We start from the raw sequence: 19,862 nt of genomic DNA on the forward strand, positions 1-19,862 counted from the left end.
CTCCCCTCAGTCGTCATCCCGGCGGAAGCCGGGATCCATTCGCCGCTCGGCTGCAGCAAGCGCCTCGACGGAGGTGCCAATGGATTCCGGCTTTCGCCGGAATGACGACCTTGATTGGTCGCGGCGACTAATCAGTGGCTGTCGCGCGGCAGGCCCTTGGTCTGGGCGATGCGCTGATACTTGACCGCGCTCTCGAACACCGCGCCACCGTCGAACTGGCCAACCAGCCCGCGATGGATTTCCTGCCACGGCGTCTGCGATTCGGGCACGTAATCGATACCCAGCTCGGCACGGCGCTGCGCCAGTTCCTCGTCGCTGACCAGCATGTTGGCGCTGCGCGTGTTGAGGTCGATGCGGATGCGGTCGCCGGTGCGGACCAGCGCAAGGCCGCCGCCCACCGCCGCCTCGGGTGCTGCATTGAGGATCGAGGGGCTGCCGCTGGTGCCCGACTGGCGGCCGTCGCCCAGACACGGCAGCGCGTGGACACCCGCCTGGATCAGCGCGACCGGCGGGCGCATGTTCACCACCTCGGCGCCGCCGGGATAGCCGACCGGCCCCGCGCCGCGCATGATCAGGATGCTGTTCTCGTCGATGCCGAGGGCGGGATCGTCGATGCGGTGGTGATAATCCTCCGGCCCGTCGAACACGAAGGCGGTGCCTTCGAAAGCGCCGGGATCGTCGGGGTTGGAGAGGTAGCGGGCGCGGAACTCGTCGGAGATCACGCTGAGCTTCATCACTGCATTGTCGAACAGGTTGCCCGACAGCACGGTCAGCCCCGCCGCCGGCCGCAGCGGCGTGGCGAGCGGACGGATCACGTCCGCGTCCTCGATCTCCGCCGTGCCGATATTCTCGCCGATGGTGCGGCCGTTGACGGTCAGCGCATCGTTGTGGAGCAGCCCGGCGCGATAGAGCTCGCCCATCACCGCGGGCACGCCGCCGGCGCGGTAGAAGTCCTCGCCGAGATACTTGCCCGCCGGCTGGAGGTTGACCAGCAGCGGCACGTCGGCGCCGTAGGATTCCCAGTCTTCCAGCGTGAGCTCGACGCCGATGTGACGGGCGATCGCGTTCAAGTGGATCGGCGCGTTGGTCGAGCCGCCGATCGCCGAATTGACGCGGATCGCGTTGAGGAAGGCTTCGCGGGTCAGCACGTCGCTGGGCTTGCGATCGGCGAGCGTCATCTCGACGATCTGGAGGCCCGTGCGATAGGCGCATTCGGCGCGGTCGCGGTAGGGCGCGGGAATCGCCGCCGAGCCCGGCAGCGACATGCCGAGCGCCTCGGCCATCGAGTTCATCGTCGTCGCGGTGCCCATGGTGTTGCACCAGCCGGTCGACGGCGCCGACGAGGCGACGAGCTGGATGAAGCCCTTGTAATCGATCTCACCCGCCGCGAGCAGCTCGCGCGCCTTCCACACGATGGTGCCGGAGCCGGTGCGCTCCCCCTTGAACCAGCCATTGAGCATCGGCCCGACCGACAGCGCGATCGCGGGGATGTTCACGGTGGCGGCAGCCATCAGGCAGGCCGGGGTCGTCTTGTCGCAGCCGATCGTCAGCACCACGCCGTCGATCGGATAGCCGTACAGCGTCTCGACCAGGCTGAGATAGGCGAGGTTGCGGTCGAGCCCCGCGGTCGGGCGCTTGCCGGTTTCCTGGATCGGATGGGTCGGGAATTCGATGGCGATGCCGCCCGCGTCGCGAATCCCCTCGCGGACCCGCTTGGCGAGTTCGAGATGGTGGCGATTACACGGAGAAAGGTCGCTGCCGGTCTGGGCGATGCCGATGATCGGCTTGCCCGATTGCAGCTCCTCCAGGCTCAGCCCGAAGTTCAGATAGCGCTCGACATAGAGCGCCGTCATGTCGGGGTTATTCGGGTCGTCGAACCAGGCCCTGGAGCGCAGCGGCGCGCGGCGAGTTCCAGCTTCTTCCGTCATGATTCCTCCGCTACGGGGCGAATTGGGTATGCGTACCGCGGCTTGATAACCGCGGTACGCGCCAATAGGAAGCATATATATCTTACAAAAGGACGGTGGATAATGTCGGAGCGGATACGTCTGGGACTCGTCGGGATCGGCAAGATTGCGCGCGATCAGCATCTGCCGGCGCTGGCAGGGGATGACCGCTTCGATCTGGTCGCCACCGCCAGCCGCCACGCGCAGGTCGATGGTGTGCCGGCGCACAAGGATATCGAAGCGCTGATCGCCGGCGGGCACGACCTCACCGCCGTCTCGCTCTGCACCCCCCCGGACGGTCGCTACGACCAGGCGCGCACGGCGATTGAGGCGGGCCTCAACGTGATGCTCGAAAAGCCGCCGGCCGCGACGCTGACCGAGATCGCCGACCTCGCCGAGCGCGCCCGCGTGCGTGGCGTGACGCTGTTCACCACCTGGCACTCACGCGAGGCCGCCGGCGTGGAGCCCGCCAAGGCCTGGCTCGACGGCAAGACGATCACCGCCGCGCGGATCACCTGGCGCGAGGATATCCGCCGCTGGCACCCGGGGCAGGAGTGGATCCTGGCGGCGGGCGGCTTCGGGGTGTTCGATCCCGGCATCAACGCGCTGTCGATCGCGACCAAGATCCTGCCGGACGCGCTGCTGCTCGATTCCGCCTGGATGGAAGTGCCGGAGGGCCGCGCCTCGCCGCTCCGCGCCAAGCTGCACATGCGCAGCGGCGGTGCGACCGTGACCGCCGACTTCGATTTCCTCCAGACCGGCCCGCAGACCTGGGACATCGAGGTCGATACCGATGCCGGCACGCTGCGTCTCGGCATGGGCGGCAGCGTCCTGCAGCTGCCGGGCGAGGACGAGCAGAAGGCGCCGGACCGCGAATATGCGCGGCTCTATGCGCGCTTCGCCGAACTGGTGGCGGCAGGCGAGAGCGACGTCGATGTCCGCCCGTTGCAGCTGGTAGCCGATGCATTTCTCGTCGGCGAACGCGCGATCGGGGAATCCTTCGCCTTCTGAGGACGTTGGAAAAGGGGCGGACGGGACCCGCGTCCGCCCCTTTCGACATATTTTGCGACAACTCTTTTGTGGCAGTGCGGAAACGTGGCATCTAATGCCGAGTTTGGCAGTGACCGGTGGCTTCGGCATTCCTCGAACCACCCCTAAACGGGTTCTGACATTTTGAACGCACCGACCAGCTATCGCCGTTCGGGCCTGATCCTCGTTGCATCGGCCCTGCTCCTCGCATCGTGCAGCGCCGGCGACAGCGGCGGCAAGCAGGGCGGTCGCAAGGGAAATGCGGGTCCGCCGCAGGTCGGCTATGTCGTGGTCCAGCCGACCAGCGTGCCGATGACGACCGAGCTCGCCGGCCGGGTCACCGCCTATCAGGCCTCCGAGGTCCGGCCGCAGGTGGCAGGCATCGTCCAGCGCCGCTTCTTCACCGAAGGCGCGATCGTCCGGCAGGGCCAGACCCTCTACCAGATCGACCCCAGCCTCTATCAGGCGAGCGTCGCCCAGGCGCAGGCCAACCTGCAGAACGCCCAGGCCAACCTGGAAGCGGCGCGCATCAAGGCGGAACGCTACAAGCCGCTCGCGGCGATGCAGGCGGTGAGCCAGCAGGACTATACCGACGCGCTGGCCGCCTCGCGCCAGGCGGCGGCGCAGGTGGCCCAATACCGCGCCGCGATGCAGACCGCCCAGATCAACCTGCGCTTCACCAAGGTGCCCGCCCCGATCAGCGGGCGAATCGGCCGCAGCCTCGTCACCGAAGGCGCGCTGGTCACCACCAACCAGACCGATCCGCTGACCACGATCCAGCGGCTCGACCCCATTTATGTCGACATCCAGCAGTCGAGCGCAGACATGCTCGCGCTGCGCAAGGCGCTGACCCAGAACGGCATCGCCCCGGCCAGCGCCGCGGTGCGGCTGAAGCTGGAAGACGGCAGCGACTATGACCTTGCCGGCACCGTCGAGTTTGCCGAGGTGATGGTCAACGCCAATACCGGCACCGTCACCCTCCGCGCGCGCTTCCCCAACCCGCAGGGCGTGCTGCTGCCGGGCATGTTCGCCCGCGCCATCTTCGCCCAGGCGATCGACACCCAGGCCTATCTGGTGCCGCAGGCCGGCGTCTCGCGCGACCCCAAGGGCAATGCGACCGTCTATGTGGTCGGCGCCGGCAACAAGGCCGTGGCCCGGACCGTCGTCGCCGATCGCACGATCGGGCAGAACTGGGTGATCACGCAAGGGCTCGCCCCCGGCGACAAGGTGATCGTGCAGGGCACCGCGAACCTGAAGCCGGATATCGACATCAAGCCGGTACCTGCCGACACGCCGCAGAAGATCGAACCGCCCAAGAAGGGCCAGGGGCAAGGCGGTGCCCAGACCAAGGGCGGCAGCCAGGCCAAGGCGGGCTGAGCCCCCATGTCGCGCATCTTCATCGACCGGCCGATCTTCGCCTGGGTGCTCGCCATCATCGTGATGCTGATGGGCCTGGGCGCGATCTTCGCGCTGCCCATCGCGCAATATCCGGACATCGCCCCGCCGCAGGTCAACATCCGCGCGACCTATCCCGGCGCCTCGGCGGAGACGGTGCAGAACAGCGTCACCCAGGTGATCGAGCAGCAGCTGAGCGGCATCGACGGTCTGCTCTATTTCAGTAGCTCGTCCACCTCGCGCGGCCAGGTGACGATTTCGGCGACGTTCCAGAAGGGTACCAACCCGGACATCGCCCAGGTGCAGGTGCAGAACAAGGTGCAGCAGGCGCTCTCCCGCCTGCCCAGCCAGGTGCAGCAGCAGGGCCTGACCGTCACCAAGTCGAACCCCGACTTCCTGATGATCGTCGGCGTCTACGATTCGACCGACCAGAAGAGCAATCTCGACGTCTCGGACTGGCTCGCCTCCAACCTCCAGGATCCGCTGTCGCGGATCGAGGGCGTCGGCGACACCAACGTGTTCGGCGCGCCCTATGCGATGCGCATCTGGCTGAACCCGGCGCGGCTTTCGAGCTACGGGCTGATCCCGAACGACATCATCACCGCCATCCAGAACCAGAATACCGAGATCGCCGCCGGCGAGCTGGGCGGCCAGCCGATGCCGCAGGAGCAGATGCTCAACGCGACGGTGACCTCGCAGTCGCGGCTGCAGACGCCCGAGCAGTTCGCCAACATCATCGTGAAGACCGATTCGACCGGCGCCGCGGTGAAGCTGCGCGATGTCGCCCGCGTCGAGCTCGGTTCGGATAACTACAACTCGTCCAGCCGGATCAACGGCCATCCGGGCGCCGGCCTCGCCATCTCGCTGTCGCCCGGTGCCGACGCGCTCAAGACCGCCGAACTGGTCAAGGCGCAGGTCGAGGCCGCCTCGAAGGGTTTCCCGCCCGGCTTCAAATACGCCTATGCCAACGACACCACCGGCTTCATCAAGCTCTCGATCGAGGAGGTGGTGAAGACGCTGCTCGAGGCGATCGTCCTCGTCGTCATCGTGATGTTCGTGTTCCTGCAGAGCTGGCGCGCGACCCTCGTCCCCGCGATCGCGGTGCCGGTGGTGCTGCTCGGCACCTTCGGCGTGTTCTACGCGCTCGGCTTCTCGATCAACACGCTGACCCTGTTCGGGCTCGTCCTCGCCATCGGCCTGCTCGTCGACGACGCGATCGTCGTCGTCGAGAATGTCGAGCGGCTGATGGAAGAAAATCCCGAGATGACGCCGCGCGAGGCGACGATCCGCTCGATGGACGAGATCCAGGTGGCGCTGGTCGCGATCGCGCTGGTGCTGTCGGCCGTGTTCCTGCCGATGGCGTTCTTCGGCGGATCGACCGGCGTGATCTATCGCCAGTTCTCTGTGACGATCGTCTCCGCCATGGTGCTGTCGGTGCTCGTCGCGCTGGTGCTGAGCCCGGCGCTGACCGCCACGTTGCTCAAGCAGAAGAGCCAGGAAAAGGACGTCGAGGAGACGTGGGTGGCGCGGCGGTTCCCGTGGATCGGCCGCGGGCTGACCACCGCCAAGACCAAGTTCAACAACGGTTTCGACCGCGGCGTGAACCGCTATGTTCGCGGCGTGCAGGCGGTGGTGGATCGCAAGTGGATCTTCCTGCTGATCTACCTCGCGGTCTGCGCGGTGCTGGTGCTGATGTTCGTGCGCCTGCCCACCGGCTTCCTGCCGACCGAGGACCAGGGTGCGGCCTCGCTCCAGATCCGCCTGCCCGCCGGCGCCACCATGTCGCGCACTCGCGAGGTGCAGCTGGCGGTGGAGAAATATTTCCTGACCAAGGAAGCCAAGAACGTCTCGGTAATGTTCTCGGTCGCGGGCGGCGGCGGTGGCGGCGGCCCCGCCGGCCAGAATACCGGCCAGGGCTTCCTGAACTTCGCCGACTGGTCGGACCGCAAGGGCCAGGAGAACAGCGCCGACGGCATCGTCAATCGCGCGACGGCGGCGTTCCGCAACTTCCGCGACGCGCAGGTGTTCGCGCTGGTGCCCCCGGCGATCCGCGGCCTCGGCCAGTCGACCGGCTTCACCATGGAACTGCTCAATTCGAGCGGCATGCCGCGCGACCAGTTCCTCGCGGCGCGCGACAAGCTGCTCGCCGCCGCGATGGCGGACCCGGAACTGGCGGCGGTCCGCCTGACCGACCTTCCCGACGTCGCGACGCTGAAGGTCAATCTCGACCAGCAGAAGCTGGCCACGCTCGGCCTCAGCCAGGCGGATGTGAACTCGACGCTGTCGACCGCCTGGGGCGGCCGCTACGTCAACGACTTCATCGACCGCGGCCGCGTCAAGCGCGTCTATGTGCAGGGCGACGCCCCCTATCGTTCGGAACCGAGCGACCTGGCGCAGTGGTTCGTGCGTAGCAGCAACGGCCAGATGGCGCCGTTCACCTCCTTCGCCTCGACCAGCTGGGCGACGGCGCCGACCTCGATGGCGCGGTTCAACGGCGTGCAGTCGTTCGAGTTCAGCGGCCAGGCGGCGCCGGGCAAGAGCTCGGGCGAGGCGATGAAGCGCATCGCCGAACTCGCCGCGCAGATCCCCGGCACCAGCGTCGCCTGGGCCGGCCTGTCCTATCAGGAACGGCTCTCCTCGGGCCAGGCGCCGCTGCTCTACGGCGTGTCGCTGCTCGTCGTGTTCCTCTGCCTCGCCGCGCTGTACGAGAGCTGGTCGATCCCGATCGCGGTGCTGCTGGTCATTCCGCTGGGCCTGGTCGGCGCGATCTTCGCGGTGACGCTGCGCGGCCTGCAGAACGACGTCTATCTGCAGATCGGCCTGCTCACCACCATGGGCCTCGCCGCCAAGAACGCGATCCTGATGATCGAGTTCGCCGAACAGGCCGAGAAGCAGGGCAAGCGGGTGATCGAGGCGGCGCTGGAAGCGGCCCGCATCCGTCTCCGCCCGATCCTGATGACCAGCCTTGCCTTCATCTTCGGCGTGCTGCCGCTGGCGATCTCGACCGGCGCGGGTGCCAACAGCCGCGTCGCGATCGGCACCTCGGTGATCGGCGGCATGCTGACGGCGACGATCCTCGCCATCTTCTACATCCCGCTGTTCTTCGTGCTCGTCCGCCGCGGCGTGCGCGACGGCCTGGCCGCGCTGCGCAACCGCCGCCATCGCCACACCCCGGAGGCCCAGGCATGAAGCGCGCGCTGATCCTGCTTTCGACCGCCGCGCTGGCCGGCTGCTCGATGGCGCCGAAGGATGTGCGCCCGGCCGCGCCCGTGCCGCCGAGCTGGCCGGCTGGGGATTCCTACCTGCGCGAGAACGAGGCGACGCTGCCCGCGCTCAGCTGGCGCGACGTGTTCCGCGACGCGCGGCTGCAGAAGCTGATCGAACAGGCGCTGGCCAACAATCGTGACCTGCGCGTGGCGGCCGCCAACATCGCGGCGGCGCGCGCACAATATCAGATCCAGCGTGGCGCCCAGTTCCCCGAGGTGGACCTCAGCGGCGGCGTCACCGAGCGTCGGGGCACGGCCACCACCAACGGGCTCGGCAATAGCGGCAGCGTCGGCGGCACCACGGGCAACACCGGGGCCGTGGGCGGCAACAGCACCGCCCTGCGCACCAACTATACCACCCAGGCCGGGATCACCGGCTTCGAGCTCGACCTGTTCGGCCGCCTCGCCTCGCTCACCCGCGCCCAGCAGAACAGCTATTTCGCCACCGAGGCCGGCGCCCGCGCGACGCGGCTGACGCTGGTCGGCGACGTGGCGACCGCCTGGCTCAACTATGCCTCGGACGCGAGCCTGCTGACCGTCGCGCAGCAGACCGCCAAGAGCGCCGAGGACACGGTGCGGCTCACCCGCGCCCGGCTCGACGGCGGCATCGCCCCGCGCACCGATCTGCGGCAGGCCGAGCAGACGCTCGCCACCGCGCAGAACAGCATCGCGCGCCAGACGACGCTGCTCGCGCAGGACGTCAACGCGCTGCGCCTGCTCGCCGGCTCGGAGATCGACCCCGCTCTGCTTCCCGCCTCGATCGAGCAAGCGGCACCGACCATCGCCTCCGTGCCCGCCGGGCTCGAATCGAGCATCCTGCTGCGGCGGCCGGACGTGGTGCAGGCCGAATATCAGCTGCGCGCCGCCAACGCCCAGATCGGCGCGGCGCGGGCCGCGCTGTTTCCGCGGATCAGCCTCACCAGCGTGCTCGGCTTTGCCAGTTCGGCGCTGTCGAGCCTGTTCGACGGCGACGCGTTCAACTGGCAGGCAGGCGGCACCGCCAGCTATGCGATCTTCCGCGGCGGTGCCGGTCGCGCCAATGTACGGTTGAGCGAAGCGCAGCAGCAGGCGGCGATCGCCAATTACGAGCGTGCGATCCAGACCGCGTTCCGCGACGTCGCCAATGCGCTGGCAACCCGGGGCACGATCGACGCGCAATTGCGCGCCACCCAGCTCCAGGCCGACGCCGCGCTCGACACCTATCGGCTGAGCGAGGCGCGCTATCGCGGCGGGATCGATACCTTCCTGGCAAGCCTGGTCTCGCAGCGTTCGCTCTACACCGCGCAGCAGCAGCTGGTGACGGTGCAGCTGACCGCTGCGACCAACCGGGTGAACCTCTACCGTGCGCTGGGCGGCGATTCGCAGCTGGAGGTGACGCCGCAGGGGCCGCAGCCGGCTGCCGCGCCCGGAACCGGGGCAGGCACAGGCGGTTGACCACACGCCCCTGCTTGTGGCAGGCGCAGATGCATCGGGCGGGTATAGCACAATGGTAGTGCAGCAGCCTTCCAAGCTGAATACGCGGGTTCGATTCCCGCTACCCGCTCCACCTTGCATCCCATGACAGATCCCTCCACCCCGCTCGCACTGTATGTGCATTGGCCGTTCTGCGTGTCCAAATGCCCCTATTGCGACTTCAACAGCCATGTCCGCGAAAGCGTCGACCAGGCGCGGTGGCGCGATGCGCTGCTGGCGGATCTGGCACATGAGGCGGCGATGCTGCCGGGGCGGCGGCTCGGCTCGATCTTCTTCGGTGGCGGCACGCCCTCGCTGATGCCGCCTGCCACGGTCGCGGCGATCCTCGACGCGGCGGAGCGCGCCTGGGGCTTCGAGGACGGCATCGAGATCACGCTGGAGGCGAACCCCTCCTCGGTCGAGGCCGCGCGATTCGCCGATATCGCGGCGGCCGGCGTCAACCGCGTATCGCTGGGGCTGCAGGCGCTGGACGACGACGCACTGCGCTTCCTTGGCCGCGCACACGGCGTCGAGGAAGGGCTGGCGGCGCTCGCCACGGCGCAGGCCGCGTTCCGGCGGGTGAGCTTCGACCTGATCTATGCCCGGCCCGGCCAGTCGCTGGAGGCCTGGGAAGCCGAGTTGCGCCGCGCGATCGGCTTCGGCACCGAGCATCTCTCGCTCTATCAGCTCACCATCGAGCCGGGCACCCGCTTTGCCACGCTTGCCGCCAAGGGCGAGCTGACCATCCCCGATGCCGATACGGGCGCCGACCTGTTCGAGACGACGCGCGCGATCACCGCGGCGGCGGGCCTGCCGGCCTACGAGATTTCCAACCATGCCCGGCCCGGCGCCGAGAGCCGGCACAACCTCACCTATTGGCGCTACCGCGACTATGCGGGAATCGGCCCTGGCGCGCATGGACGGCGCGGCGGGCTGGCCACGCTCCGCCACAAGAAGCCGGAGAACTGGCTGGCCGCGCTCGACCGCAACGGCCACGGCATGGAGCGCGAGGACGTGCTCGATCCGCAGGACCGCGCGACCGAAGCGCTGCTGATGGGGCTGCGCATCGCCGAGGGCATCGACCTCGACCGCGTCGCGGAACTGGGCGGCGGCACCGCACCGATCGACGGCGCCGCGCTGAATCGGCTGGTGCGCCTGGGCCTCGCCGAACGCGACGGCTGCCGGCTGCGAGTCACCGAAGCCGGCATGCCCGTGCTGGAAGCCATCCTGCGCGAGCTGGTGGCCTGAACCCCTGCCGTCCTCCCGGCGAACGCTGGGATCTCTCGCAGAAGCGCGGCATCCGCGTCGCCCGGCCCCAAGGAGACCCCGGCTTGCGCTGGGGTGACGCCTGGTGGAGGTTGCTCAGTCGGCGCTGGCAGGTGCTGCCGACACCGTCACGATCGTGCCGTCGCGCACTTCCTGCACCTCCAGCGCGCGGGCGGCGATGCCGTCGCGACCGAAGCGGAAGGCACCGTCGACCCCGCCGAAATCATGGTCGACCAGCATCGATGCCGGGAAATCGGTGTTGGTCTTCCACTCGCGGGCGATCCGCACCGTCAGCAGCACCGCATCATAGCCCAGCGCCGAGAGGCGATAGGGCGCCGCGCCGAAGCGCGTCCGGTACTTCACCGCATATTGGCGATACACATTGTCCGGCACGCTGGCGAACCACGATCCGTTGAGCACCGGCCGGGTGGCGATCGCCGAATCGGTGTTCCACAGCTCGGTGCCGAGCACCCGCGCCGACTTGCCGGCGGCCGAGCGGCGGAGCACCGGCACCGCGACCGTCGCCGACCCGGCGCTGCCCGCGATCAGGATCGCCTGGTAGGGCACCCCCGAAAGCTTGGCGATCGCGCTGTTCATCGAACCCGGCCGGGCATCGTAATTGTGCATCGCCAGCACCTTGCCGCCGGCGCTCTCCACCGCGCGGAGGAAGGCGGTGGAGGCACGCTGCCCATAGACGCCCGAGGGGATCAGCCCGGCGAACTGGGTGATGCCGTTGCCCTTGGCATACTCGACGACGCGCTCGATCGACTGGGCCGGCGAATAGCCGAGCAGATACACGCCGCCGCCCGCCGCACTGGCGTCGTTGGAGAAGCTGAGCACCGGCACCCGCGCCTTGCGGGCGGCGGGCGCCACGGCGCGGGCGTCCTCGGCCAGCAAGGGACCGAGGATCAGCTTGTTGCCCTCGGCGATGGCGCGCTCGGCCGCGGCCAGCGCACCGCCCGGACCGGCAGTGTCATAGCTGGTGATGCGGATCGCATCGGTATTGGTGTCGAGGATCGCCAGCTGCGTCGCGTTCTGCAGCGAGCGGCCGACGCCGGCATTGGGGCCGCTCAATGGCACCAGCAGCGCGACGCGGTGGCGGGCGACATCCTGGGGCAGGCCTTGGGTGATCGGCGTGCTCGGCTTCTCGGCCGGGCGCTCGATCGGCGCCGGCGGTGCCGGCGGCGGCCCGCCGCGCGGCGCGACGCAGGCGCTGGCCAGCAGGGTGAGACCGGGTACGGCCAAACGGAGGAACGCGAAGCGTCCCGGTTGCGATCTGCCGCTGCCCTCTGCCATGACTCTCCCCGATGGAACCTACACTTGCGCCCGGCCTCTATATCGTCGCCACTCCGATCGGCAATCTCGGTGACCTGTCGCCGCGCGCCAGCATGATACTCTCTCAAGCCGATGTGGTTGCAGTGGAAGACAGCCGGGTGACCGCCGGCCTGCTCCGCCACATCGGGGTGAAGCGACCGATGCAGCCCTATCACGACCATAATGCCGATGCGGTGCGCCCCGGCCTGATCGCGCGGATGGGCAGCGAGGCGGTGGCGCTGGTCTCGGACGCAGGCACCCCGCTGATCTCGGATCCCGGCTACAAGCTGGTCCGCGACGCCCGCGCCGCCGGCCACACGGTGGTGACGATCCCCGGCCCCTGCGCCGCCATCGCTGCGCTGACGCTGGCCGGGCTGCCGACCGATCGCTTCTTCTTCCTCGGCTTCCTGCCGAGCAAGGCCCATGCGCGGGCCGAGGCGATTGCCGAGGTGGCCGCGATCAAGGCGACGCTGGTGCTGTACGAATCGGGCCCGCGCCTCTCGGCCTGCCTGTCGGCCCTCGCCCAGGGACTGGGCGACCGCGAGGCCGGCGTGGCGCGCGAGATCACCAAGAAGTTCGAGGAATGCGTCACCGGCACCCTCTCCACCCTCGCCGCCCGCTATGCCGAGGCGCCGCCCAGGGGCGAGATCGTCATCCTCGTCGGCCCGCCGGGCGAGGCGCCGCCCGCGACGCTCGAAGACGGCGAGGCCGCGCTGGTGGAAGCGCTCACCCGCCTGCCCGCCTCCAAGGCGGCGGGCGAGGTCGCCAAGAAGCTGGGGCTCGATCGCAAGGCACTCTACGCCCGGGCGATGGAGCTGAAGGGGTGACCTCCCGCCCTCCCCTCCCCATCGTCATCCCCGCGAAGGCGAGGATCCATTGGGGTCGCCGGCTCGGTTCCTTCCCCCCGCGTCACGGCGAACGGATTCCCGCCTTCGCGGGAATGACGATGGATTTTGCGGCGAAGGGCGGGACCAGATGAAAAGCCCCAGGCGCCAGGCCGCCGAGCTGCGCGGCCGCGACGGCGAGCGCCGCGCCGCCTGGTGGCTGTGGCTGCGCGGCTGGCACATCCTCGACCAGCGGGTGCGCACGCCGGCGGGCGAGGTCGATATCGTCGCACGGCGCGGCAAGCTCGTCGCGTTCGTCGAGGTGAAGACGCGGAAAACCGCCGCCGAACTCGATTTCGCGATCGACGAGCGTCGCCTCGCCCGGGTCGCCGCTGCCGCCGAACTGCTGATGCCGCGCTATGCAGGGCCGGGCGATGACATCCGAGTCGACGTGATCCTCATTGCCCCGCGGGCGCTGCCTCGCCATATCGAGAACGCCTGGATCGGGTGACGTAGCCCGACAACACACTCTCGGAGGCTACATGTCGCTTACCGTCGCCGTGCAGATGGACCCGCTCGATTCGATCAACATCGCGGGCGACTCGACCTTCGCGCTGATGCTTTCGGCCCAGGCGCGCGGCCACCGGCTGTTCCATTATGCGCCCGAAGACCTCAACTACAGCGCCGGCCGTGTCTGGACTAGGGCGCACCCGGTGACGGTGCAGCGCGTCGCCGGCGACCATTTCAGCTTCGGCGAGCCCGTGAAGCTCGATCTCGGCGACGAGGCCAATGTCGTGCTGATGCGGCAGGACCCGCCGTTCGACCTGGGCTACATCACCGCCACCCACCTGCTCGAGCGCATCGCCGACCGCACCCTGGTGGTCAACGACCCTGCGCAGGTCCGCAACGCGCCCGAGAAGGTGTGGGTGCTCGATTTCGCGCAGTTCATGCCGCCCACCTTGGTCACCCGCTCGGTCGACGAGGCCAAGGCGTTCCTCGCCGAGCATGGCGAGATCGTCGTCAAGCCGCTGCACGGCAATGGCGGCAAGGCGATCTTCAAGATCGGCCGCGACGGCGCCAACCTCTCCTCGCTGATCGAGGTGTTCAACACCGCCTATCGCGAGCCGCACATGGTGCAGGCCTTCCTTCCCGACATCGTCAAGGGCGACAAGCGCATCGTGCTGGTCGACGGCGAGGTGGCCGGCGCGATCAACCGGCTGCCGGGCGAGGGCGAGATCCGCTCCAACCTCGCGGTCGGCGGATCGGCGGCGAAAACCGAGCTGACGCCGCGCGAGCAGGAAATCTGCGCCGTGCTCGCGCCGGAACTCAAGAAGCGCGGGCTCCTTTTCGTCGGTATCGACGTTATCGGCGGACAATGGCTGACCGAAATCAACGTCACTTCGCCCACGGGCATCGTCGCGATCGACCGCTTCAACGGCACCGATACGGCGGGCATGATCTGGGATGCGATCGAGCGCCGGGTCGCCGCGCGCGGCTGATCGGGTCCTGACGCGATGGGAGTGGTACTCGGCTGGGGCTATTGGGGCATCTTCCTGCTGATGGTGCTGGAAAATGTCATTCCCCCGGTCCCGTCCGAGGCGATCATGGGGATGGCGGGCATTGGTGCGGCGCGCGGGCATTTCGATCCCGTGCTGCTGGTGCTGGTCGGCACGCTGGGCACGGTGGTCGGCAATCTCTTCTGGTGGGAGATCGGGCGGCGGCTCGGCTATGAGCGGCTGCAGCCCTTTGTCGCGCGCTGGGGTCGCTGGCTGACGGTCGAGTGGCACGATGTCGAGCGGTTCAAGGGCTATTTCGATCGCTGGGGCGGCCCGACGATCTTCGTGTTCCGCTTCATGCCGTTCGGCCGGACGATCATCTCGCTGCCGGCGGGGCTGATGCACATGCCGTTCTGGCGCTTCTGCCTCTACACCGCGGTGGGCAGCGCGATCTGGAACGCGGCGCTGGTCGGCGTCGGCTATGGGCTGGGCGCGGCGGTGGCGGAGATCGACCGGTTCGTGACGCCGGTGATCGTGATCGGCGTGGTCGCGATGCTGGTCTTCTATGTGTGGCGCGTGCTCACCTGGAAGCCGCGGCGGGCGTAAGCGCAATCCGGCCACCGGCCGTCATCCCAGCGAACGCTGGGATCTCCCATTGGTTGCTGCGACGGTGGGGCGCTACTGCATGAGATCCCAACGTTCGCTGGGATGACGGGTGGGGTGGCGATCATGCGCGCGGATGCGCCGCCCGATACACGTCCAGCAGATGCGCGGCATCGACCGCCGTATAGACCTGCGTCGAACTCAGGCTGGCATGGCCGAGCAGTTCCTGCAGCGCCCGCAGGTCCGCGCCGCGGCCGAGCAAATGGGTCGCGAAGCTGTGCCGGAGCGCGTGCGGCGTGGTGCGATCCGACAGGCCCAGGCTGGTCCGGGCGGATCGCACCGCCTTGCGGATCGCGCCCGGCGGCAGCGGCCCGCCCTTGGCGCCGCGGAACAGCGGCAGGTCGCGCGCGGTGCCCCAAGGGCAGGCGGCGACATAGGCCTCGATCGCGCCGCGGACTTCCGGCAGCAGCGGCACGTCGCGGGTCTTGTCACGCTTGCCGGTGACGCGGAGCGTGGCGCCGAGCGGCAGCACCGCGCCGGTGAGCGCCACCGCCTCGCCGATGCGCAGGCCGGCGCCGTAGAGCAGCAGCAGCACCGCCCAGTCACGGGCGGCGATCCAGGGTTCGCTCGCTTCGTCCGACGCCCATTCGGCGAGCGCCACCGCCTCGTGCGGCGCGATCGGGCGCGGCAGGCCCTTCTTCACCTTGGGGCCGCGCACCCGGGGCATCTGGGCGTCGTCGCCCCCGGCAAATTTCAGGAAGGCGCGCACGGCGGAAAGCTCGCGCGCGGCCGAGCTGTTCGACAGGCCCTCGTCGCGGCGCACCGAGAGGTAGGCACGCAGATCGGCCGCGCTGACCTTGGCGAGCGCGTCCTGGGCAACCGGGCCGCCCCAATGGCGCTGGAGAAAGGCGAGCAACCGGATCGCGGTCGCCTCATAGGCACGGATCGTGTGCGGCGACCGCCGCCGGTCGCGGCCGAGATGCTCGCCGAACCGGCGCGGCAGGGGAAGGTCGGTCATGGGTGCGGCGGCCCCGCGTTGGGCGGAAGCGCTCCAAAGAGACCGTCGTCATTCCCGCGAAGGCGGGAATCCATTCGCCCGTGCACTGGGGGAAAGAACCGCTGCATCAGCGCCAATGGATCCCCGCCTTCGCGGGGATGGCACGGTACCTGGCAGGACGCGGTTGCATTGCACGATCGGGCAACGGCGAGGCCGCAGCGGAGCTCGAAACTTCCACGTCAGCCCCTCCCTCGCCCCGTTTCAGGTAAACCATGCCCCGCATGGTTTAGATCAAGCCGGGGGCTTGATCGACCTGAAACTCGCAAGCGGGAGGGGCAATGCAGTCCTCAGCCGATCGTCTGGCCGGTCTTGGCCCAATCGGCCATGAACGCCTCGATCCCCTTGTCGGTCAGCGGGTGCTTGACCAGCTGCTTGATCACCGCCGGCGGGGCGGTCATCACGTCGGCGCCGATCTTGGCGGCCTGCAGGACGTGGATGGGATGACGAACGCTGGCGACCAGGATCTCGGTGCCGAAATCGTAATTGTCGTAGATCAGGCGGATGTCTTCGATCAGGTCCATGCCGTCGAAGCCGATGTCGTCATGCCGGCCGACGAAGGGCGAGATGAAGGTCGCGCCCGCCTTCGCCGCCAGCAAGGCCTGGTTGGCCGAGAAGCAGAGGGTCACGTTGACCATCGTGCCGTCGTCGGTCAGCGCCTTGCATGCCTTGAGGCCGTCGATCGTCAGCGGCAGCTTGACCGCGACATTGTCGGCGATCTTGCGGACGATCTCCGCCTCGCGCATCATGCCTTCGTAATCCAGCGCGACGACCTCGGCCGAAACCGGACCCTCGACGATCGCGCAGATCTCCGCCACGACCTCGAGGAAGTTACGGCCGGACTTGGCGATCAGCGACGGGTTGGTGGTGACGCCGTCGAGCAGACCTGCATCGGCAAGGTCGCGAATGTCGTCGATGATGGCGGTGTCGGCGAAGAACTTCATGGCAGCTGGACCTTCCAGTGGAATCTCGCCGCCCGCCTAGCCGACGCGCGCGCGCCGGGCAAACCCCTGATTGCGCGTCCCGTCGCCGCGATCGCCATACACCAGCATGAGCTTGACCTGCGGCTTCTGCAGCTTGCCCACCGTCACCCGGTAGGTGCCCGGCTCGAGCCGGTAATAGACGATCTTGGCGATCCCTGCGCAGGCAATCGCCTTGCCGAACGACGCCGTGCGCAGCGGCTTGCCCGATCCGCGCGCAACATCGATCCAGCCGGACTGATCGGCGGCGATGCCGAACGTGCCCGCCTTGCGGATCGTCACCTGCGTCTCCGCCTTGCCGCTCCTGGCTGCAAGCCTGGTCGCATGGCGGGTATCGAGCCCCTCGCCAATTTGGTCCCAGCCCGTGACGTTGCGTGGAAGCTCGGTGCATTGCGGCGGCACCGTCAGCATCAATGCGGCTACGAAGATCAGCATCGCCGACTCCCCTGTTCAGCGAGTCGGCGTTCTACCTTCGTTCCATCTTCACAACAAGTGGAATCTTCAGTCCGCGACCAGCATCAGCTTGGCCTTGGCCTGGCCCAGGCCGCTGACCACGGCGCGGTAGCTGCCGGGCGCGAGCTGGAAGCGCACGATCTTGCGGATCGTCGAACAATCCGGGCCGTGGCCGTGGGCGACCGATGCGAGCGCCGCGCCGCCTTCCGCCCCCGGCAGCACATCGATCCAGCCGGGCTGGTCGAGCGCGATGCCATAGGTGCCCGCCTTGGCGACGCGGAAGGCGACGATCGCCGCGCGCCCCGGCTTGGTGCCGGCAGGCAAGCCCTTCAGCGTCGCGCCGTCCACCGTGTCGAGCGCCACCGCCTTGTCGGTCGCCAGCCTGTCGCCGGGGGTGCTCCAGCCGGCCAGCGGTGCGGGCAGGCTGGCGTCGGGCGCCTTGCAGGCCGTGGTCGCCTGGGCGGGGACGCTCTGGGCGAGCAGCAGGGCAAGAATGAACATCGGCGAGCCTCCTGGGAACGACCAACCGGTGATAGGGGATTCCCGTTCCGCCGAGAATGCCCATATGAGGGGCCGATCATGGCCCGCGCGCGCATTCTCGTCCTCCATCCGGCTCTGGGGCCGCTCGACTACCGCGTGCCGCATGGCATGACGGTCGAGCCCGGCAGCATCGTGACCGTGCCGATCGGCCCACGCCAGTTCGCCGGGGTGGTGTGGGAGCCCGAGCGGCTGCCCACCGAGGAGATCGGCGACAATCGCCTGCGCCTGATCCTGTCGGTCGCCGATGCGCCGCCGATCCCGGCATCGGTGCGGCGGCTGGTCGAATGGACGGCGGACTATTATCTGGCGCCGCCCTCGGCCGTGCTGGCGATGGCGCTGCGCACCTCGGCGGCGTTCGAGGCGGCGCCGACGATCACCGAATATCGCGCGACCGGCGCGGTGCCCGATCGCCTCACCCCGCAGCGCGCCCAGGCGCTGGAGCGGATCGGCGAACGCCAGGGACTGGTACGCGAGCTCGCCGCCATCGCCGAGGTCTCCGACGCGGTGATCCGCGGGCTGGTGAAAACCGGCGCGATCGAGGCGGTGACGGTCGACACCCAGGCGCCCTACCCGCTGCCCGATCCCGCCTTCGCCCCACCCGAGCTCAACCCCGTCCAGGCGGCGGTGGCGAGCGCGCTGCGCACGGCGGTCGAAGAAGCCGCCTTCCAGCCCTTTCTGCTCGACGGCGTCACCGGATCGGGCAAGACCGAGACCTATTTCGAGGCAGTCGCCGCCGCGATCGACGCTGGCAAGCAGACGCTGGTGCTGCTCCCCGAAATCGCGCTGACCGAACCCTTCCTCACCCGCTTCGCCGGTCGCTTCGGCTGCGAGCCGGTGGCGTGGCACTCCGGCCTGCGCAGTTCCGAGCGCCGCCGTGCCTGGCGGGCGATCGCCAGCGGCGAGGCGATGGTAACGGTAGGCGCGCGCTCGGCGCTGTTCCTGCCCTATCCCAGGCTCGGCCTGATCGTGGTCGACGAAGCGCACGAGACCAGCTTCAAGCAGGAAGAGGGCGTACACTATCACGCCCGCGACGTCGCGGTGATGCGCGGCATGTTCGAGCGCTGCCCGGTCGTGCTCGCCTCGGCGACGCCAGCGATCGAGACGCGGCACCAGGTCGAGGTCGGCCGCTATGCCGAGCTCAAACTGCCGGGCCGCTACGGCGCCGCCGAGCTGCCGAAGATCGAGGCGATCGACCTGATCCGCGAGCCGCCCGAGCGCGGCCGCTGGCTGGCCCCCCGGCTGGTCGCGGCGATCGAGGAGACGCTGAAGCGCGGCGAACAGTCGCTGCTGTTCCTCAACCGCCGCGGCTATGCGCCGCTGACGCTGTGCCGCCACTGCGGCCACCGCTTCCAGTGCCCGAACTGCACGGCATGGATGGTCGAGCACCGGCTGCTCCACCGCATGTCCTGCCACCATTGCGGGCACACCATGCCGACGCCGAGCATGTGCCCCGAATGCAAGTCCGACGACACGCTGGTCGCCTGTGGCCCCGGCGTCGAGCGGATCGCCGACGAGGTGGCGGCGCTGTGGCCCGAGGCGAGGACGGCGATCGTCACCTCGGACACGCTCTGGTCGCCGGCCAAGGCGGCCGAGTTCGTCGCGCGGATGGAGCATGGCGCGATCGACATCGTCGTCGGCACCCAGCTCGTCACCAAGGGCTATCACTTCCCCAACCTGACGCTGGTCGGCGTGGTGGATGCCGATCTCGGGCTCGACGGCGGCGATCTGCGCGCGTCGGAACGCACCTTCCAGCAGATCATGCAGGTCTCGGGGCGCGCCGGGCGCGGCGAGAAGCCGGGCACGGTGTTCATCCAGACCCATGCCCCCGAGGCGCAGGTGATGCGGGCGCTGGTCTCGGGCGATGCCGAGGCCTTTTACGCCGCCGAGACCGAGGCGCGGCGCGAGGCGGATGCGCCGCCCTTCGGCCGCTATGCCGCGATCATCGTCTCGTCGGAAGACAAGGCGGCGGCGGAGGAGACCGCCCGGATGATCGGCCGCTCGGCGCCCGACAGTGCCGAGATGCACGTCTATGGCCCCGCCCCCGCCCCGCTCGCCATGCTGCGCGGGCGGCACCGCTTCCGCCTGCTCGTCCACGCCAAGCGCGGCTTCGCGGTGCAGGACGCGATCCGCGACTGGCTGGGGGCGCTTGGCTGGAGCGCGCGGGTGCGCGTGGCGGTGGATGTGGACCCGTACAGCTTCGTCTGATTCCGCGGCTTTTGCCGTTGCGGACATTCACTGCCGCGA

Annotated in this window: 16 protein-coding genes and 1 tRNA gene; 11 read left to right on the top strand and 6 right to left on the bottom strand. The window is 69.0% G+C overall.

All coding sequences use genetic code 11. The features are described 5' to 3' along the window. Positions 1-131 precede the first annotated feature (131 nt). Positions 132-1,928 (bottom strand): IlvD/Edd family dehydratase, encoded by a 1,797-nt coding sequence (locus QZ814_RS18035; RefSeq protein WP_294334858.1) that lies wholly within the window; start codon positions 1,926-1,928, stop codon positions 132-134. Between the two features lie 102 nt (positions 1,929-2,030). Between QZ814_RS18035 and QZ814_RS18040 the strand changes: the two genes are divergently transcribed. The 6 genes from QZ814_RS18040 to hemW all read left to right on the top strand — a co-directional run bounded on the left by QZ814_RS18040 (position 2,031) and on the right by hemW (position 10,336). Beyond that, on the top strand, positions 2,031-2,957 hold the full coding sequence (locus QZ814_RS18040; protein WP_294334861.1) for a Gfo/Idh/MocA family oxidoreductase: 927 nt from the start codon (positions 2,031-2,033) through the stop codon (positions 2,955-2,957). Between the two features lie 162 nt (positions 2,958-3,119). Next, entirely contained in the window at positions 3,120-4,352 is a 1,233-nt protein-coding gene (locus tag QZ814_RS18045) for an efflux RND transporter periplasmic adaptor subunit (protein ID WP_294334863.1), read from the top strand. A 6-nt stretch (positions 4,353-4,358) separates the two neighbouring features. Further along, entirely contained in the window at positions 4,359-7,559 is a 3,201-nt protein-coding gene (locus QZ814_RS18050) for an efflux RND transporter permease subunit (RefSeq protein ID WP_294334866.1), read from the top strand. Next, on the top strand, positions 7,556-9,070 hold the full coding sequence (locus tag QZ814_RS18055) for an efflux transporter outer membrane subunit (protein ID WP_294334867.1): 1,515 nt from the start codon (positions 7,556-7,558) through the stop codon (positions 9,068-9,070). Before QZ814_RS18050 ends, QZ814_RS18055 begins: the two co-directional genes overlap by 4 nt. Before the next feature lie 38 nt (positions 9,071-9,108). After that, positions 9,109-9,182, top strand: a tRNA-Gly gene (locus QZ814_RS18060). Between the two features lie 11 nt (positions 9,183-9,193). Beyond that, positions 9,194-10,336: a radical SAM family heme chaperone HemW gene (hemW, locus tag QZ814_RS18065; protein ID WP_294334869.1), complete on the top strand. Its 1,143-nt coding sequence runs from the start codon at positions 9,194-9,196 to the stop codon at positions 10,334-10,336. A gap of 114 nt (positions 10,337-10,450) precedes the next feature. Here hemW and QZ814_RS18070 read toward each other — a convergent pair whose 3' ends face one another. Beyond that, complete coding sequence (locus QZ814_RS18070; RefSeq protein WP_294334870.1) at positions 10,451-11,650, bottom strand: penicillin-binding protein activator; 1,200 nt, start codon at positions 11,648-11,650, stop codon at positions 10,451-10,453. Between the two features lie 11 nt (positions 11,651-11,661). Between QZ814_RS18070 and rsmI the strand changes: the two genes are divergently transcribed. The 4 genes from rsmI (at position 11,662) to QZ814_RS18090 (ending at position 14,594) form a co-directional block, all read left to right on the top strand. Beyond that, on the top strand, positions 11,662-12,495 hold the full coding sequence (gene rsmI, locus QZ814_RS18075; protein WP_294334871.1) for a 16S rRNA (cytidine(1402)-2'-O)-methyltransferase: 834 nt from the start codon (positions 11,662-11,664) through the stop codon (positions 12,493-12,495). A 148-nt stretch (positions 12,496-12,643) separates the two neighbouring features. Next, the gene (locus QZ814_RS18080) at positions 12,644-13,003 is read left to right on the top strand and encodes a YraN family protein (RefSeq protein ID WP_294334872.1); all 360 of its coding nucleotides are present in this window, start codon (positions 12,644-12,646) and stop codon (positions 13,001-13,003) included. A gap of 31 nt (positions 13,004-13,034) precedes the next feature. Then, positions 13,035-13,991 (top strand): glutathione synthase, encoded by a 957-nt coding sequence (gene gshB, locus QZ814_RS18085; protein WP_294334874.1) that lies wholly within the window; start codon positions 13,035-13,037, stop codon positions 13,989-13,991. A gap of 15 nt (positions 13,992-14,006) precedes the next feature. Beyond that, complete coding sequence (locus QZ814_RS18090) at positions 14,007-14,594, top strand: DedA family protein (RefSeq protein ID WP_294334882.1); 588 nt, start codon at positions 14,007-14,009, stop codon at positions 14,592-14,594. 121 nt (positions 14,595-14,715) lie between these two features. Here QZ814_RS18090 and QZ814_RS18095 read toward each other — a convergent pair whose 3' ends face one another. The 4 genes from QZ814_RS18095 to QZ814_RS18110 all read right to left on the bottom strand — a co-directional run bounded on the left by QZ814_RS18095 (position 14,716) and on the right by QZ814_RS18110 (position 17,579). Then, complete coding sequence (locus tag QZ814_RS18095) at positions 14,716-15,609, bottom strand: tyrosine recombinase XerC (protein ID WP_294334884.1); 894 nt, start codon at positions 15,607-15,609, stop codon at positions 14,716-14,718. A gap of 326 nt (positions 15,610-15,935) precedes the next feature. Continuing rightward, complete coding sequence (fsa, locus tag QZ814_RS18100; RefSeq protein ID WP_294334887.1) at positions 15,936-16,589, bottom strand: fructose-6-phosphate aldolase; 654 nt, start codon at positions 16,587-16,589, stop codon at positions 15,936-15,938. Positions 16,590-16,625: 36 nt separating this feature from the next. After that, positions 16,626-17,060: a hypothetical protein gene (locus QZ814_RS18105; RefSeq protein WP_294334888.1), complete on the bottom strand. Its 435-nt coding sequence runs from the start codon at positions 17,058-17,060 to the stop codon at positions 16,626-16,628. A gap of 66 nt (positions 17,061-17,126) precedes the next feature. Beyond that, entirely contained in the window at positions 17,127-17,579 is a 453-nt protein-coding gene (locus QZ814_RS18110; RefSeq protein ID WP_294334889.1) for a hypothetical protein, read from the bottom strand. A gap of 78 nt (positions 17,580-17,657) precedes the next feature. Between QZ814_RS18110 and QZ814_RS18115 the strand changes: the two genes are divergently transcribed. Continuing rightward, complete coding sequence (locus QZ814_RS18115; protein ID WP_294334890.1) at positions 17,658-19,823, top strand: primosomal protein N'; 2,166 nt, start codon at positions 17,658-17,660, stop codon at positions 19,821-19,823. The last annotated feature ends 39 nt before the right edge of the window (positions 19,824-19,862 follow it).

The sequence above is a fragment of the uncultured Sphingomonas sp. genome, assembly GCF_913777625.1.
Taxonomy (GTDB): domain Bacteria; phylum Pseudomonadota; class Alphaproteobacteria; order Sphingomonadales; family Sphingomonadaceae; genus Sphingomonas.

Excerpts from the sequence above, each read along its gene's own strand:
- QZ814_RS18035 (WP_294334858.1), bottom strand. The coding sequence starts at position 1,928 with ATGACGGAAGAAGCTGGAACTCGCCGCGCGCCGCTGCGCTCCAGGGCC.
- QZ814_RS18040 (WP_294334861.1), top strand. The coding sequence starts at position 2,031 with ATGTCGGAGCGGATACGTCTGGGACTCGTCGGGATCGGCAAGATTGCG.
- QZ814_RS18050 (WP_294334866.1), top strand. The coding sequence starts at position 4,359 with ATGTCGCGCATCTTCATCGACCGGCCGATCTTCGCCTGGGTGCTCGCC.
- QZ814_RS18055 (WP_294334867.1), top strand. The coding sequence starts at position 7,556 with ATGAAGCGCGCGCTGATCCTGCTTTCGACCGCCGCGCTGGCCGGCTGC.
- hemW (WP_294334869.1), top strand. The coding sequence starts at position 9,194 with ATGACAGATCCCTCCACCCCGCTCGCACTGTATGTGCATTGGCCGTTC.
- QZ814_RS18070 (WP_294334870.1), bottom strand. The coding sequence starts at position 11,650 with ATGGCAGAGGGCAGCGGCAGATCGCAACCGGGACGCTTCGCGTTCCTC.
- rsmI (WP_294334871.1), top strand. The coding sequence starts at position 11,662 with ATGGAACCTACACTTGCGCCCGGCCTCTATATCGTCGCCACTCCGATC.
- QZ814_RS18080 (WP_294334872.1), top strand. The coding sequence starts at position 12,644 with ATGAAAAGCCCCAGGCGCCAGGCCGCCGAGCTGCGCGGCCGCGACGGC.
- gshB (WP_294334874.1), top strand. The coding sequence starts at position 13,035 with ATGTCGCTTACCGTCGCCGTGCAGATGGACCCGCTCGATTCGATCAAC.
- QZ814_RS18090 (WP_294334882.1), top strand. The coding sequence starts at position 14,007 with ATGGGAGTGGTACTCGGCTGGGGCTATTGGGGCATCTTCCTGCTGATG.
- QZ814_RS18095 (WP_294334884.1), bottom strand. The coding sequence starts at position 15,609 with ATGACCGACCTTCCCCTGCCGCGCCGGTTCGGCGAGCATCTCGGCCGC.
- fsa (WP_294334887.1), bottom strand. The coding sequence starts at position 16,589 with ATGAAGTTCTTCGCCGACACCGCCATCATCGACGACATTCGCGACCTT.
- QZ814_RS18105 (WP_294334888.1), bottom strand. The coding sequence starts at position 17,060 with ATGCTGATCTTCGTAGCCGCATTGATGCTGACGGTGCCGCCGCAATGC.
- QZ814_RS18110 (WP_294334889.1), bottom strand. The coding sequence starts at position 17,579 with ATGTTCATTCTTGCCCTGCTGCTCGCCCAGAGCGTCCCCGCCCAGGCG.
- QZ814_RS18115 (WP_294334890.1), top strand. The coding sequence starts at position 17,658 with ATGGCCCGCGCGCGCATTCTCGTCCTCCATCCGGCTCTGGGGCCGCTC.